A 13,920-nucleotide genomic window follows, 5' to 3' on the forward strand; every position below is an offset into this window, starting at 1 on the left:
ATAGAACCATGAGCGAACCAACACTTTCATACCCAGACGGCCTGCGTCTCTTTCTCGAACAACTCAAAGCGCTGGGTTTGGACTCCGTCTACGCAGATGCCAGCGTTCTGAGTTCGATGCAGGGCAAGGCCGACATGCTCAATCAGATGGACGAGGCTTTGCGCGGCTGCACCCGCTGCAAGTTGTGCGAACAGGGCCGTACGCAGGTGGTATTCGGCGCGGGCAGCGCCGAGGCGCAACTGGTGTTCGTTGGCGAGGGGCCGGGCTTTGAAGAAGATAAACAGGGCGTCCCATTCATCGGCAAGGCGGGGCAGCTGTTGACCAAGATGATCAGCGCGATGGGGCTGTCACGCGACGACGTCTATATCTGCAACGTGATCAAATGCCGCCCGCCCAATAACCGCAACCCGGAGCCGGATGAAATCGCGACTTGCGAGCCGTTCATGGTCAAGCAGTTGCAGATCATTCAGCCAAAGGTGATCGTTGCGCTCGGCAAGTTCGCCGCACAGACGCTGCTGCGCGTCCAAACGCCCATCTCGCGTATGCGAGGTCAGTGGCATGAATACAACGGCGTCAAACTGATGCCGACCTTCCACCCCGCCTATCTCTTACGCAGCGAAGCCGACAAACACAAAGCCTGGTCTGACCTGCAACTGGTGATGAAAGAACTCGGGCTGAAGTAGCAGTTATACAAAACACCCAGTTGCCCCGTTCCGCATTACGGAATATAATAAATCATGATTTTAAGTTTCTCTTGCAAAGACACAGAACGCTTATTTCATAATGAGAGCGTATATAAATGGCGGGCATTTGAATCAACTGCAAGACGTAAATTGAAAATGTTAAATGCGGCGCACGACATTATCGACCTTAAAATCCCACCAGGAAACCGTTTAGAAAAACTCCATTTAAAAAAACAAGAATGGTGGTCGATTCGAATTAATGCTCAAATGCGCATTTGTTTTCGGTGGAAAAATGATGCAGCACAAGACGTTCACATAACGGACTATCATTCTTAAAGGAGTATCCACAATGGCGAAAAAACTGGAACCAATCACACCCGGTCAAATTCTTAAAGAAGAATTTCTCAAGCCGTTAGATATTTCACAAAGGCAATTCGCCGTAAGCATTGGCGTTAGTCCAGGCCGTATTAGCGAGATTATCTCAGGCAAACAAGGCATTACGGCGCCTATGGCGCTGCGTCTTCACAAATTCTTTGGAACCACCCCGGAATTCTGGTTGAATTTGCAACAACATTATGATCTTGAAATCGCAAGGGCGAAAAAAGGAAAAGAAATTGAAAAACGAGTAATCCCGTTTCGATATGAAGAACCGATGGCGACGACGCCGTAAAGTATTCTCTTTTAACTCATGGACAATCTCACTCCAACCCAGCGGCGCAAGACCATGCAGCGGGTGCGCAGCAAAGACACCAAGCCGGAGATGATCGTGCGGCGGCTGGCGCACTCACTGGGCTTCCGCTTTCGCCTGCATCGCGCCGACCTGCCCGGCAAGCCCGACCTGGCGTTTCCCCGGCTGCGTAAAGTGATCTTCGTCCACGGCTGCTTCTGGCACAGCCACCGCTGCAAACACGGGCGCCGCCGCCCCCAGTCCAATCAAGAGTACTGGACCGCCAAACTCGACCGCAACAAACAACGCGACCAAAAACACCGCCGCGCCCTCAAACGGCTCGGTTGGAGTGTGCTGGTCGTTTGGGAATGTCAGTTAAGCGATTACGATACGCTACAATCGAGAATTAGCGATTTTTTGGCGGACTGATTTTACGTTCCCTTAACCGGGCGTCCAACAAAACGGGAGAAGTTTATGTTCTCCCCCTGAAGTTCGGGGGGGAGTTAGAGGGGGGTTGGTTTGGTCAAAATTACTTAACCACACCTATTCATTATCAACCCCCTCCTAACCTCCCCCAATCTTTGGGGGAGGAACCCAAAAGCGCTACATCGTTAGCGATCAGTTCTGTAAAAAAGCAGAATTTTTGGGATTCAAACTAAATATCAAACAAAAAATGGCGCGAAAGCGATTTGACTATTACGAGTTTTTTGCGGGAGGCGGCATGGCGCGCCTGGGCCTGGAGCCGCGCTGGCGCTGCCGGTTCGCCAACGACAACAGCCCCAAAAAAGCGCGCGCCTACGCCGAAAATTTCAACGGCAACCACCTGCTCTGCAAAGACGTCGCCGAGGTGACGCTCGACGAACTCCCAGGCCGCGCCTCGATGGCGTGGGGGTCGTTCCCTTGCCAAGACCTCTCACTCGCAGGGCAACGCGGCGGGCTGCGCTCCAAACGCAGCGGCGCGTTCTGGCCCTTTTGGGATTTAATGTTGCAACTCATCGGCGATGGGCGCCCCACGCCGATCATCGTGCTTGAAAACGTCGCGGGCGCACTCACCTCGCACAGCGGCAAGGATTTTCAATCATTGCTGCAAGTTCTGACCGAAGCAGGCTATCAGGTCGGGCCGTTGCTGGTCGACGGCGTCCATTTCACGCCGCAGTCGCGCCCGCGCTTGTTTCTCATCGCCGTTCGCGACGAAATGCAGGTTCCTAAAAAATTGCTTACTGGCGCCCCGACAGATTTATGGCGGCCCGCGTCAATTCAAACCGCCTATGAACGCGCCGACGTTTCTATTCAAACCAATTGGTTGTGGTGGAACCTGCCCACGCCACCGCCTCGTACGCAAACCTTGATGGATTGCCTCGAAGACAATCCGCCGGACGTGCCCTGGCATACGCGGGAAGAGACGAAAATCTTGCTCGACAAAATGAGCCCCGTGAACCGCGAAAAACTCAAACAGGCGCAGGCGTCTGGCAAGCGCGTCGTCGGCGCGGTTTACAAACGCACCCGCCGAAATGAAGACGGCGTCAGCGTGCAACGCGCCGAGGTGCGCTTCGACGGCGTCAGCGGATGCCTACGCACCCCGGCAGGCGGTTCCAGCCGCCAGACGCTGCTCATCGTCGAGGGCAAGAAAATCCGTTCGCGCCTGTTGTCGTCTCGTGAAGCCGCGCGGCTGATGGGCGCCCCTGACGATTACCAATTGCCCAAGGCGTATAACGAAGCGTATCATCTGATGGGCGACGGGTTGATCGTGCCCGCTGTGTCCTGGCTGGATACGCACATTCTCACGCCGCTGGCTAAAGCAGCGCAGCCTATGTTGAAAGGCGCATCATGAGCGACGAGCAGCCGATTGTCTTTTGTGAACTCAACGCGACGCGCCGCAAGGCCGTTCAGGCGTACGCTCAAGCCCTTAAAGACATCGCCCCGCAAGTTGGCGACCACGGCTTACCCATTAAAGAATTTTGGGAATCGGGCATCTTCAACAGCGCCATCGAAAGCCTGCGCGGGACCAACGCCGCCTCGATGGTGAATAAACGCGAGTTTGTCGAAGCCGTTTTTAATCAATTACAAACAGCAGGTGAAATTCAATCCTGGGCGTCCACCGGCGCGGGCGAACGCTTTGATTATGAAGTCGTCATGCCGGACGGCTGGCGCAGCGTCGTCGAAACCAAGGGCTGCCTCGACGGCAATAATACAAACATCTTCGAACGCCCTCCGCAGGCGGACGAATTTATCATCTGGTCGCTATGCCAAAACCCCGGCGCCGATCCGCGTAAAAATGTAAAGTCCGGCATCCACACCCGCCTGGGCGCGGAGATCATCAAAAACAAACAACGCGTCGACGGCTTGATCGTGTGGGATATGGTGTGCGGTTCCGCCGGGCGGCCTTGTCTTAAATTGTCCGGCGAGAAACCGCGCGTCGCGCTTCGTTTCAAAGACCGCAACGCGCCCCCGCCGTGTTTTTACCTGTTTCCGCGCAGCGTTCCCGATCCACGCAATAATCCCGAACCGCAATCGTGGCGGCTCCATGAAGTGCGCCTGATTGCCGCGATGCACCGCGCGTTTCAATGCGATGCGAATGATGTGGTCGATGTGCGCATCGAGGCGCGTATGCAAGACAACGACATTCAACGCCGCAGCCGCTTGACCCGCGACGGCGATGAATTCATGGTTACCAAATGGACGACCTTGAAACGGGCGCGCTAATGAACGCTGAACCACTGACCCTTGTCATTCCCGCTTGGAACGAAGCCGACGCAATCGCCCCCGTTGTCGAGAACGTACGCGAGGCCTTATCGGGGCGAGAGATCGAAATTCTCGTCATTGACGATGGAAGCAATGACGATACCGCTGCGCGAGCGCAAGCGGCGGGCGCAACCGTGATCCGCCAATGGAAGCAAAAAGGCTACGGCGCCTCGCTCAAGACGGGGGTTCGGCAAGCGAAGCACGAACGGATCGCCATCATGGACGCCGACGGGCAACACGACCCGACCGACATCGTTCGATTGTTAGATGAATTGGCGAAAGGGTACGATTCCGTCATCGGCGCGCGCGACCGTAAATCCTTTCAATACGCCTCGCGGATGCCGGGCAAAGCCTTTCTGCAATGGTTCGCCGGGTTCCTGGTCGGCGAGACCCCCGACGATGTCAACTCCGGCCTACGCGTATTCAAAAAACAAGACGCGCTGCAATACATCAGCATCTTGCCCAACGCCTTTTCATTCACCACAACGCTGACTCTCGCCATGATGAAAGACGCCTACCGCGTCGGCTTTGTCTCCATCCAGACGCGCCCGCGCCAGGGGCGGCGCAGCTCGGTGTCGTTGCGCGACGGCCTGCGTACCGTACTGCTCATCATCCGCATCGCGGCGTTGTTTAACCCGCTCAAAGTGTTTCTGCCCATCAGCGCCGTCTTGTTTCTGACGGGCCTGGGCTATGGCGCCTGGAACCTGATGCGCGAGTTCAATATCCCCAGCGGCGCGGTGTTGTGCCTGACCTCAAGCGTCATCGTTTTCTTCTTCGGCGTGTTGGCCGACCAGCTCGCGTCCATCCGCAGAGGGCGATAGAGACCGTTAAAAAAACTCAATCCGCCATTTTCTAGAAACGACGACAAAATCCGCTCTCATTCACTCTAGCTCAGATCAAAGTACAATATTCGGCTGCTAGATCATTTTGTTGTTGGAGGAACACGATCATGAACCAGGACGCACAAACGCCCAATTTAGAAACCCGTGAGTTTCAAGCCGACGTCAAGCAGGTGCTCGACATCGTCATTCATTCTCTATATACCCATCGCGAAATTTTCATCCGCGAGCTGATCTCAAACGCCGCCGATGCGCTTGAGAAACTGCGTTACGAACAATTGCAAAACCAGGACATCGCCGACGCGGAACTGCCGCTCGAAATTCGCATTAATGTCGATGAAGAGAAAAAGACTTTCACGATTTCCGACGCGGGCATCGGCCTCAGCGAAGAAGAAGCCGTGAAAAACCTCGGCTCCATCGCCCATTCCGGCTCGCGTGAATTTATTGAAAAACTCAAAGAAAGCGGCGGCGACGCCCAACTGATCGGTCAATTCGGCGTCGGGTTTTATTCAGTCTTCATGGCGGCGGACCGCGTCACCGTACAAAGCCGTTCCGCCCAACCCGACGCAGGCGGCATCGAATGGCGCTCCGAAGGGACCGGCTCCTACCAGATCGGCCCCGCTCCCGCCTTGTCGCGCGGCACCCGCATCACCGCCCATTTGCGTGAAGACGCGTACGAGTTCGCCTCCAAAGACCGCGTCAAAAACGTGATCGAACAATACTCAAACTTCGTCCCGTTTGACATTTATCTCAACGACGAAAAGGTCAATACCGTTCAAGCAGTCTGGACGCGCAACAAAAACGAAATCAGCGACGATGAATACAACGAGTTTTTCAAATTCATCGGCAATGAGCACACCGAACCCAGTTTCCGCCTGCATTTCTCCGCCGACGCGCCCTTGCAGATCAACGCCCTGCTCTTCGTTCCTCAGCAGAATTTCGAGAAAATGGGCTTCGGCAAACTCGACCCCGGCGTCAATCTCTATTGCAAAAAAGTGCTCATCCAGGAGCAATCAAAAACCATCCTGCCCGATTGGCTGCGCTTTGTGAAAGGCGTGGTCGACAGCGAAGACCTGCCGCTCAATATCTCGCGCGAGTCCATGCAAAACAACGCGCTGGTAACAAAACTGAAAACCGTCGTCACCAAACGCTTTATCAAATTTTTGAATGAAGAAGCCAACAAAGACGCCGAAGCCTACGCCAAGTTCTGGGAACAGTTCGGCGGCTTCATCAAAGAAGGCGTCGCCGTCGATCTTGAACACCGCGACGCGCTGGCGCCGTTGCTGCGCTTTGAATCGTCTAACGAAGAAGCCGGCAAGCGCATCTCGCTGATAGACTACGCCGCCCGCATGAAAACCGACCAGAACAAAATCTATTACGCATTCGGCGTCAACCGCAAATCCATCGAAGCAGGCCCCTACATGGAAGCATTCCGCGCCAGCAAAACTGAAGTGCTGTTCCTGCACGACCCCGCCGATGAGTTCGTCCTCAATGGGCTGCGTGAATTCGACGGCAAGGCGTTTGTCTCCGCCGACCAGGCCGACCTCGATTTGCCAGAACCAAAAGAAGACGACAACAAAGACGGCGCAAAGGGCTTAGACAAAGAACAAACCGAAACCCTGGCGGGTTGGTTCAAGAGCGTCTTGGGCGAACGCGTCGGCGCCGTGCGTGAATCAAAGCGGTTGGTCGATAGCCCGGCGATCCTGGTGAATTCCGACTCGTATTTCACCACCAGTATGCAGCGCATCATGAAAAGCATGAACCAGGAGATGCCCGCCGCCGGGACGCACAACTTAGAGATCAACCCCAAGCATCCGCTGATGATTCGACTTTCAGAGTTAAAGAAGGAAAACGCAGAGGAAGCGTTTCTCACGACGGCCGCCGAGCAAATTTTTGATGCAGCGCGCCTCGCAGCCGGGCTAGAAACCGAGCCGCAGACGCTGATTCAACGCAGCCACGCCATTTTAGAAAAAGCGCTGGGCGCAAAAAAATAATCAGCCGAACCAATTCTGTTTCGCCATTCGGTAAATGTTTACATAAACACAAGCATCCGCCAATTCGCTTGGAACAAAACCCTATTGATGTTACGATTAACAAGTGCGCCCATACAAACCATGCGGGCGCGCGACAATGATCGATGTAGGAGAAAATCAAAATGGTCCGTTTGGGATCCGTTTTTTTCAGTGGATTGGCGTTACTCATCTTCGCAGCGGCAATACAAGCGCAACCGAGCCTTAAACTGAACCTGGATACGCGCGATTTTGGCAAAGTCGCGCCGTTTGAAAAATTGCGCCATGATATCGTCGTCACAAACATCGGCGACCAATTGCTTGAAATTATCAACGTCGGCACCACCTGCGGCTGCACCGCCGCCGTCCCCTCAGCAACGGGGATCCCCGCTGGCGCCACCAGCATCGTCTCCGTCACCATGACAGCGTCGAGCAGCACCACCCGCATGAACAAACAAGTGAAAATCATCACCAATGATCCCAAACAAAAAGAAGTGCGGGTCACATTGATCGCCGACGTACGCAATCTATGGACGTTCTCCCCTGCGTCAATGATGAAATTTGACGATGTTCCTTACAAGGCGGAACGCTCAGAGACGCTCTACCTCAGCAATAACGAAGGCGCACCCTTTAAGGTGCTGGAAGTACAAACAGACCGGCCCGAATTTCGCGCGGAAGCGGGCGAGCCGACTGATAATGGAACCCCGATTACGGTCTATTTCAATTCAGGCAAAAAACGCGAACTCATCACCGCGAGCATCGAAATCATCACCGACCACCCACAACAGCCTCGCGCTCACGCGCGAATTACAGCGTCAATCACCGGCTATATAAAATTTACGCCGTCCTCGCTCTATTTTGGACGTTCTCCCGCAGGCAAAACGGTTGACCGTGAACTACGCCTGGCTCTGACTGACAAATCAAAAGCCGACATCTTTGAAATTACGAACATCAAAAGTGGAGACGAAGTAAAAGCGGAAGTGATCGGCAAGAATGCGTTGGGGCAACTGCGGGTCAAAGTGAGTTACCAGGTTCCTCAATCTCCTGGCTACCATCGCGGCGAGATCACGCTGGAAACCAACCTCGAAGATGAACCGACAGTGACCGTGCCTTATTCCGTCCTGGTACCCCGGTCAGGTTCTTAAGACACCGCAAACGGCATTGATAAAATGAAAAATAAATTCTTACGCATTCTGTTTCAAGCGGCGTTGTTGGCCGCCGTTTCTGTCGCGATTGGGCTGGCGGTCAATGCGATGTCGTCCGGGCCGCTGCCGCTGCTTCGCCAGCCTGTGCTTGATGAAGATGAACCATGGCCGGTAGTCGACGGCGACGCCGTATTCGAACACTTTAACAACGGCACGGCGATTATGATTGATGCGCGTCCGGTTGAAGACTACGAACGCGGCCATATCCCCGGCGCGATTAATCTACCCTACAATGATTTCGAAAACTATTTCGCTGAGTTGAGCGCGACGTTGCCGTTAGAAGAGTTATACATTGTCTATTGCAGCGGCGGCAATTGCGACGACAGCCATGAGGTATTAACTCAAATGGAAGCCTTTGGCTTCGAGCAATTAATGCTGTACAAACCCGGCTGGGAAGAGTGGTTCAAAAATGATTTCCCGAGAGAACAATGAACGATTCATTGCCAACTCATCAATCTAACCGGAGTTCGTTGTCCCTCTGGATCGAACTATTGCTGCGCGTTGTGTTGGGCTGCGTTTTATTGATTGCGGGCGGATTGAAACTCTTTCACATGCCATTGATGGCTGACTCGATCATCAACTATCAAATCATGCCGGACGCCTACGTAAACATCGTCGCGATTGTGTTGCCGCCGATGGAAATATTGGTGGGGATTGGGTTAATCGCAGGATTGTTTTATGACGGCGCACTGCTCATCGCGACATCATTGTTCGCGGTGTTTTGGATATCGGTTGCCTATGCCATGTCGCAAGGGTACGACATCGACTGCGGCTGTTTTGGCACCGCCAACGTGACCCGTGTTGGGTTGTTGGCGCTGGGGCGCAATTCATTATTGCTGTCAGGCGCCGTGTTGTTGTGGGTAATGAATAGCGGACGCTGCCGATTTGACAACCTCTGCTTTAAGCGGCCCGCCGCGCCGCCGCCCGAATCAAGCCCGCACGTTTAACCCCGCGCGAGGCGGTACGCCGCCTTTCGATTTACGTCCCGATGCGTTATAGGTTTTGTCGTCTTTGACTCGAATCAAGTCGCTTATTTCACAGTTCAACGTTTTGACTGCGCGGTTTAGCATAAGGCGGTTCGCCGTATTGATGCTCCTCACCTCGTGCGCAAAGCGCCGCAGGTCGTCGCCTACGGTTTCGAGTTCAGGCCGATTGGCGCTGGGCATCGCTTCCAGAATTTCTTTCAGGGTTGCGTTTTCCTCAAGCCCCAGAGCGCGAGCAATTTCAGCGCTGCGTTGGCGGCGTTCTGCGTCAAGCGTCATAGCGTGTTCGGCCAGGTCTTGCAGTTCTTCGGCGGTTTGCAGCAACTGCCCGGCGGCGCCGACCGCAATCCATTTGCGTTCTTCGCGTTTCGCCAGCAGAATTTTCTCGTGCACTTTTTGCTCTTCGCGCAAGGCGTCAATCAACGGTTTCAGGTTCATGTTTAGTCTCCAGTTGGAGCAGGCCGCATTCGGCGGCTTAGTCTTGCGCGATCTTCGAGGTCGAGATGCGCGTACGCCCGCCCAGCGGCATAAATTCTTCACCCTTCGGCGGCAAGTCGATCATCTTGGGGCCCTGGTTGCGGTTCAACGATAGAAATTCTTCCGTTGAGGTTTCCAATGGCATAAAACCGTCTTCGGTGCGGTTTTTGAGTTCATGAAATTTTGATTGGATATCTTGCGGGTTCGCCAAGCGGTCGTTCTTTTCTTTGAGTTCGCTATAGATGGCGTCGTCTAGCCCGAAGTTATTGTTCTCCGCGATGTTCTTGGCGAGATGATCGTCGCTCATGTCCATATACATACTCATCGCGTGCGAGTCACCGAAGAAGCCGTCTTCTTTGGGCACCGATTTGCGCATCTCTTTTAACAACTGGCGCAAGACCATCGACTCAAATTCGTTGGCGACGTCTTTCATTTCTTCGTCGCTCATTTTGCCTTTGGAACCGCCCAGCGATTTCATATTGAGCTGCGCGGCTTGAGCGTCGAAGCGCTGGTTGGTCAAAAGGTCTGGAGACAAATTTAATGCCGGGTCCATATCCATACGGGGTTCCTTATTGGATGACGATTTCAGCTTTCAGTGCGCCCGATTCAGCCATCAGTTGCAAGATGGCGATCAAGTCGCGCGGCGAGTATCCCAACGCGTTTAAGTTGGTGACCACGTCGCCGATGGTGGTGCCTTCGATGACCGCCACCTTGTCGCCGGTTTGGGCGGTAACGGCGGTCTGGTTGGTTTGTATCGGAGCGCCGCCGGGACCGAGACCCGCTGGCGTCACTTCCGGCGTATTTTGTATGGTGATGCGCAACGGGCCGTGCGCGACTACGGTGTCGTCGACGCGAATATTCAATCCCGCGACTACGGTACCGGTGCGTTCGTTGATGATGATGCGCTCAGGCTGGTCGGTTTCGATCTGAGCTTCTTCCACATAGGCGATGGCGTCAACCAGCGAGTTAAAGGCGCGGTCGCCGAGAATGATCTGTCCGTTCTGGTTGAAAATCTCCTGAGCGCCGGGAGGCCCCACTTTGACAAGAATGGCGCTGGCGTCTTCGGCGATGGCGATGCGGCGCCCGGCGATAGAATTGATCTTGCGCTGCATGTTGGAGGCCGTCTTCCAATCGGGTTTGGAGAGCAGCCAGCGCAGTGTGTTGTTGTCTTGTAAGACTTCGTGTTGTACGTATTCGCCTTCGATGATGATGCCGTTCGGGACGCGGCCTACGGTGGTGTGGTTTTCTTGAACCACTGCGCCGCCTCCACCGCCTCCGCCGCCTGATACAATAAAGCCACCGATGGATACGGGGCCTTGCGCGAGACCGTGCCACTTGCCGTCCGCGCCTTTCAACGGGGTGGATAACAAATAACCGCCCTGCAGGCTTTGCGAGCGTCCAATGCTAATGACAGTCGCGTCGATCTTCGCGCCCGGGCGAACAAACGGCGGCAAGACCGCAGTCACGATCACCGCCGCCACGTTTTCGGGGACAACTTCTGTGGTGATGGTTTCAGGATCAATCACATTGACGCCCATGCCCGCGACCAGGTTATTGAGCGATTGGGCGGTGAAACCGCGGCGTCCGTCGCCAGTGCCGTTGAGACCAGCAACCAAGCCGTAACCGATCAACTGGTTGTCTTGGATGCCGTCTAACTTGGCGATTTCTTTGATGCGCGATACGGACGGTTGCGCGTAAGCGCCGTGCGCGAAGATCATCAGCAGTAAAGCGATGAAAAACGCGAAGACGACGGCGATCAGTCGCATCGGCGGATGTTGGTTTAAAATGGCTTGTACGCGGTCGCGCATGAGGCTCTCCTGAAAGCGTTCCAAAAAAATTAAAACAAGAAATTGAACAAGCGTTGAACGATGGTCGGCTTGTTGTAGTCGTTATAGGTTCCGCTGCCGAGATAACTGATTTCGGCGTCGGCGACCTGCCACGAAAATACGGTATTGTTGATGATGTCGCGCGAGCGAATCTTGCCCGACAACACAATGGTTTTTCGCTCTTCGCCAATGCGAATGGTGCGACGCGCTTCGACCAGGTAGTTCCCAACCGGGTCAACTTTAACGATGGTGGCCGAGATGCGCGAATTGAACGTATTCGATTGATCGACGGCGGAGTCGCCATCCAGTGAGTTTTGAGAATTAAATTCAAAGCCCGGCGGATCGCCCGCGTCGCCAAAGACCTTATTCATAAAGCGGTTGTTGAACACCAAACTCAACAGACCGCTCATTTGATGCGAACGCTGACCTTCTGACTCGGCGGTGTCGTTGGCGCTATGGTCTTCCTGCACCACAATGCTGACGATATCGCCCACGCGAGAGGCGTTGGCGTCGGTCACCAAAAAATTCAGGCGCGAATCTTCCGTCCATAACGAACGCGCTCCAACGGTGGGCGCGAGAACGGTCGCGATGCAAATGAAAAGGATGAAATATCGAGTCATGGTCCGGGTCTCCATTGATTTACTGAGCGAATTCAACCAGGTCGCGGCTAATGACTTTCGCCATCACCACCTGACCGGTGATGTTGGTTTTCACGGGGATCACATCGCCCGGCGCCGCGCGTTTTTGCGCTTTGGCCAGGGTGTGCATGGTCATGCCGTTTTGGCGCACGATCATGGTGACGGGCGAACCGTGCCGCAGCACCAGGTTGCTTTCTAAGGAAAAAAGTTTAATCGGGTCGTTACGGCTGAGCGGCATCTTGCAGCGCGCGCCGATCAGTTCCTCTTTATCGCTGACGATCTGACGATCGAGGGATTCATTGTCAATGAAAACCACACGCTCAATCAAATCGCTTTCTTGAATCACGTGTCCGCGTTTGAGGTCGTCTTTGGGGACGAGAATCGTACGGCGATGTTCAGACGCGACGATGAAGATGGCTTTGTTTACTTGAAGCCGCTCGATGTAGCATTCGACTTCATAGCGAGACGCGCCTTGGATTTGCTTGCTGACCGGATTGACGAACAATGTTACGTCGCCGGGCGGCAACCATAGTATTTGAGTGGGGCTGCTGAGAACGCGCATCGACAATTCGTCTTTGCCCCATCCGGTTTCACGCAAAATCTGCTTTTGGATGGCGTCGATCATGTCGTCCATGGAGACCATTTGCCCCGCGCCGAAAATGTTAGTGCGGATGGCGCCGCGCAAATCGATGCTCATATAGTCTAATTTAGCTTTACGAATTTCATGTAAGATGTTGACGTTCGAGATGCTCTTCTGTTCGCCGGGTTTCGGCGCGACGGTAATTTGCAAGTCGCTGAGTTCTTGAATGAACGCTGGCTCGCCGCCTGCAATCGAATCGACCAAAGCGCCCAACGTAACGGAGAGGATTTCTTCGTCCGCAATCACGAACGATTCGGGCAAATGGATGGCGGTGCGTTCTTTCGCCGAAGCGGTCGAACACAGGGCCGCAGCGGCAATGAATGCGCCGAACCAAAAGCCCCACCGTACTGTTTTTCGCCGATACTCGTTCATCATCTCGTCCTTTAGTTCTCGTTACTCACTTGCTTATTGTTTCAGTTGAAGCGCGGTTTGAATCATCTGGTCGCCGGTCCGCACGGCGCGTGAGTTCACTTCGTAAGCGCGTTGGGCGGTGATTAAGTTGACCAGTTCTTCGGCGACGCTCACGTTAGAGTTCTCTAAAAACCCTTGCGCTAAAATGCCGACGCCGTTTTGTCCGGGGTTGCCCGCGATGGGCGCGCCGGACGATTCGGATTCCTGAAAGATGTTCTTCCCAATGGCGCTCAAGCCCGCCGGGTTCACAAACGTCGCCAGCTGAATTTGCCCGACTTGCTGAATGGTGTTATTGGGTTGAGTGACGGCGGAAACAATGCCCTCTTCGCTGATGTTGATCGCCACCGCATCCTGGGGGATGGTGATGGCCGGATTCACGAGAAAGCCGTCGGATGTAACCAACGCGCCGTTTTCATCAAGACTGAATGCGCCGTCGCGGGTGTAGCCAGTGCTGCCGTCAGGCAAGTCAACCTGAAAGAAGCCGCGCTTGCCAGCGATGGCGACGTCGAGCGGGTTTTCCGTCACGCGCAGGGCGCCTTCGGTGAAGACGCGACGCGTGCCCGCCACCCGGACGCCGTGACCAATTTGGATGCCGGTCGGCAAGCGGTTGGTGGCGTAAGCCGAGGTGCCCGCAGGTTTGACGGTTTGATAGAGGAGGTCTTGAAAGTCGACGCGGACTTTCTTAAACCCGAATGTGTTCGCATTGGCCAGGTTGTTGGCGATGTTGTCCACCATGAATGATGAAGCGTGCATGCCTGCCGCTGCGGTAAAGAGTCCTCTTAACATCGCTTTGTTCTCCT

Annotated in this window: 16 protein-coding genes; 10 read left to right on the forward strand and 6 right to left on the reverse strand. The window is 54.5% G+C overall.

All coding sequences use genetic code 11. The features are described from left to right. The first annotated feature begins 8 nt into the window (after positions 1 to 8). The 10 genes from P9L94_06075 (at position 9) to P9L94_06120 (ending at position 9,092) form a co-directional block, all read left to right on the forward strand. Positions 9 to 683 (forward strand): uracil-DNA glycosylase, encoded by a 675-nt coding sequence (locus tag P9L94_06075; GenBank protein MDP8243628.1) that lies wholly within the window; start codon positions 9 to 11, stop codon positions 681 to 683. Positions 684 to 1,032: 349 nt separating this feature from the next. Continuing rightward, positions 1,033 to 1,353 (forward strand): HigA family addiction module antitoxin, encoded by a 321-nt coding sequence (locus tag P9L94_06080; GenBank protein MDP8243629.1) that lies wholly within the window; start codon positions 1,033 to 1,035, stop codon positions 1,351 to 1,353. An 18-nt stretch (positions 1,354 to 1,371) separates the two neighbouring features. Continuing rightward, the gene (locus tag P9L94_06085; GenBank protein ID MDP8243630.1) at positions 1,372 to 1,779 is read left to right on the forward strand and encodes a very short patch repair endonuclease; all 408 of its coding nucleotides are present in this window, start codon (positions 1,372 to 1,374) and stop codon (positions 1,777 to 1,779) included. Between the two features lie 244 nt (positions 1,780 to 2,023). Then, on the forward strand, positions 2,024 to 3,181 hold the full coding sequence (locus tag P9L94_06090; GenBank protein ID MDP8243631.1) for a DNA cytosine methyltransferase: 1,158 nt from the start codon (positions 2,024 to 2,026) through the stop codon (positions 3,179 to 3,181). Next, positions 3,178 to 4,053 (forward strand): hypothetical protein, encoded by an 876-nt coding sequence (locus P9L94_06095; protein MDP8243632.1) that lies wholly within the window; start codon positions 3,178 to 3,180, stop codon positions 4,051 to 4,053. The genes P9L94_06090 and P9L94_06095 overlap by 4 nt, the downstream gene beginning before the upstream one ends. Continuing rightward, positions 4,053 to 4,913, forward strand: coding sequence for a glycosyltransferase family 2 protein (locus P9L94_06100; protein ID MDP8243633.1), 861 nt, complete (start codon positions 4,053 to 4,055; stop codon positions 4,911 to 4,913). The genes P9L94_06095 and P9L94_06100 overlap by 1 nt, the downstream gene beginning before the upstream one ends. A gap of 128 nt (positions 4,914 to 5,041) precedes the next feature. Beyond that, the gene (htpG, locus tag P9L94_06105; protein ID MDP8243634.1) at positions 5,042 to 6,925 is read left to right on the forward strand and encodes a molecular chaperone HtpG; all 1,884 of its coding nucleotides are present in this window, start codon (positions 5,042 to 5,044) and stop codon (positions 6,923 to 6,925) included. Positions 6,926 to 7,086: 161 nt separating this feature from the next. Then, positions 7,087 to 8,085 (forward strand): DUF1573 domain-containing protein, encoded by a 999-nt coding sequence (locus P9L94_06110; protein MDP8243635.1) that lies wholly within the window; start codon positions 7,087 to 7,089, stop codon positions 8,083 to 8,085. A gap of 24 nt (positions 8,086 to 8,109) precedes the next feature. After that, positions 8,110 to 8,577, forward strand: a complete 468-nt coding sequence (locus P9L94_06115; protein ID MDP8243636.1) for a rhodanese-like domain-containing protein — start codon at positions 8,110 to 8,112, stop codon at positions 8,575 to 8,577. After that, positions 8,574 to 9,092 carry a MauE/DoxX family redox-associated membrane protein gene (locus P9L94_06120; GenBank protein MDP8243637.1) on the forward strand — a complete coding sequence of 173 codons (519 nt, stop codon included), beginning with the start codon at positions 8,574 to 8,576 and terminating at the stop codon, positions 9,090 to 9,092. Before P9L94_06115 ends, P9L94_06120 begins: the two co-directional genes overlap by 4 nt. On the opposite strand, the gene P9L94_06125 is transcribed toward P9L94_06120, so the two are convergent. From P9L94_06125 to flgG, 6 genes are read right to left on the reverse strand one after another with little or no spacing between them, the layout of a single operon-like run. Beyond that, positions 9,075 to 9,566, reverse strand: a complete 492-nt coding sequence (locus P9L94_06125; protein MDP8243638.1) for a flagellar protein FlgN — start codon at positions 9,564 to 9,566, stop codon at positions 9,075 to 9,077. The two genes, P9L94_06120 and P9L94_06125, sit on opposite strands and share 18 nt — an antisense overlap. A gap of 37 nt (positions 9,567 to 9,603) precedes the next feature. Next, complete coding sequence (locus P9L94_06130; GenBank protein ID MDP8243639.1) at positions 9,604 to 10,164, reverse strand: rod-binding protein; 561 nt, start codon at positions 10,162 to 10,164, stop codon at positions 9,604 to 9,606. Between the two features lie 10 nt (positions 10,165 to 10,174). Further along, on the reverse strand, positions 10,175 to 11,413 hold the full coding sequence (locus P9L94_06135; protein MDP8243640.1) for a flagellar basal body P-ring protein FlgI: 1,239 nt from the start codon (positions 11,411 to 11,413) through the stop codon (positions 10,175 to 10,177). A 29-nt stretch (positions 11,414 to 11,442) separates the two neighbouring features. After that, positions 11,443 to 12,051, reverse strand: a complete 609-nt coding sequence (locus P9L94_06140; GenBank protein MDP8243641.1) for a flagellar basal body L-ring protein FlgH — start codon at positions 12,049 to 12,051, stop codon at positions 11,443 to 11,445. A 19-nt stretch (positions 12,052 to 12,070) separates the two neighbouring features. Next, positions 12,071 to 13,084 (reverse strand): flagellar basal body P-ring formation chaperone FlgA, encoded by a 1,014-nt coding sequence (gene flgA / locus P9L94_06145; protein MDP8243642.1) that lies wholly within the window; start codon positions 13,082 to 13,084, stop codon positions 12,071 to 12,073. Between the two features lie 30 nt (positions 13,085 to 13,114). Next, positions 13,115 to 13,906 carry a flagellar basal-body rod protein FlgG gene (flgG, locus tag P9L94_06150; protein MDP8243643.1) on the reverse strand — a complete coding sequence of 264 codons (792 nt, stop codon included), beginning with the start codon at positions 13,904 to 13,906 and terminating at the stop codon, positions 13,115 to 13,117. Positions 13,907 to 13,920: the final 14 nt, after the last annotated feature.

Source organism: Candidatus Hinthialibacter antarcticus (assembly GCA_030765645.1).
Classification (GTDB): Bacteria; Hinthialibacterota; Hinthialibacteria; order Hinthialibacterales; family Hinthialibacteraceae; genus Hinthialibacter; species Hinthialibacter antarcticus.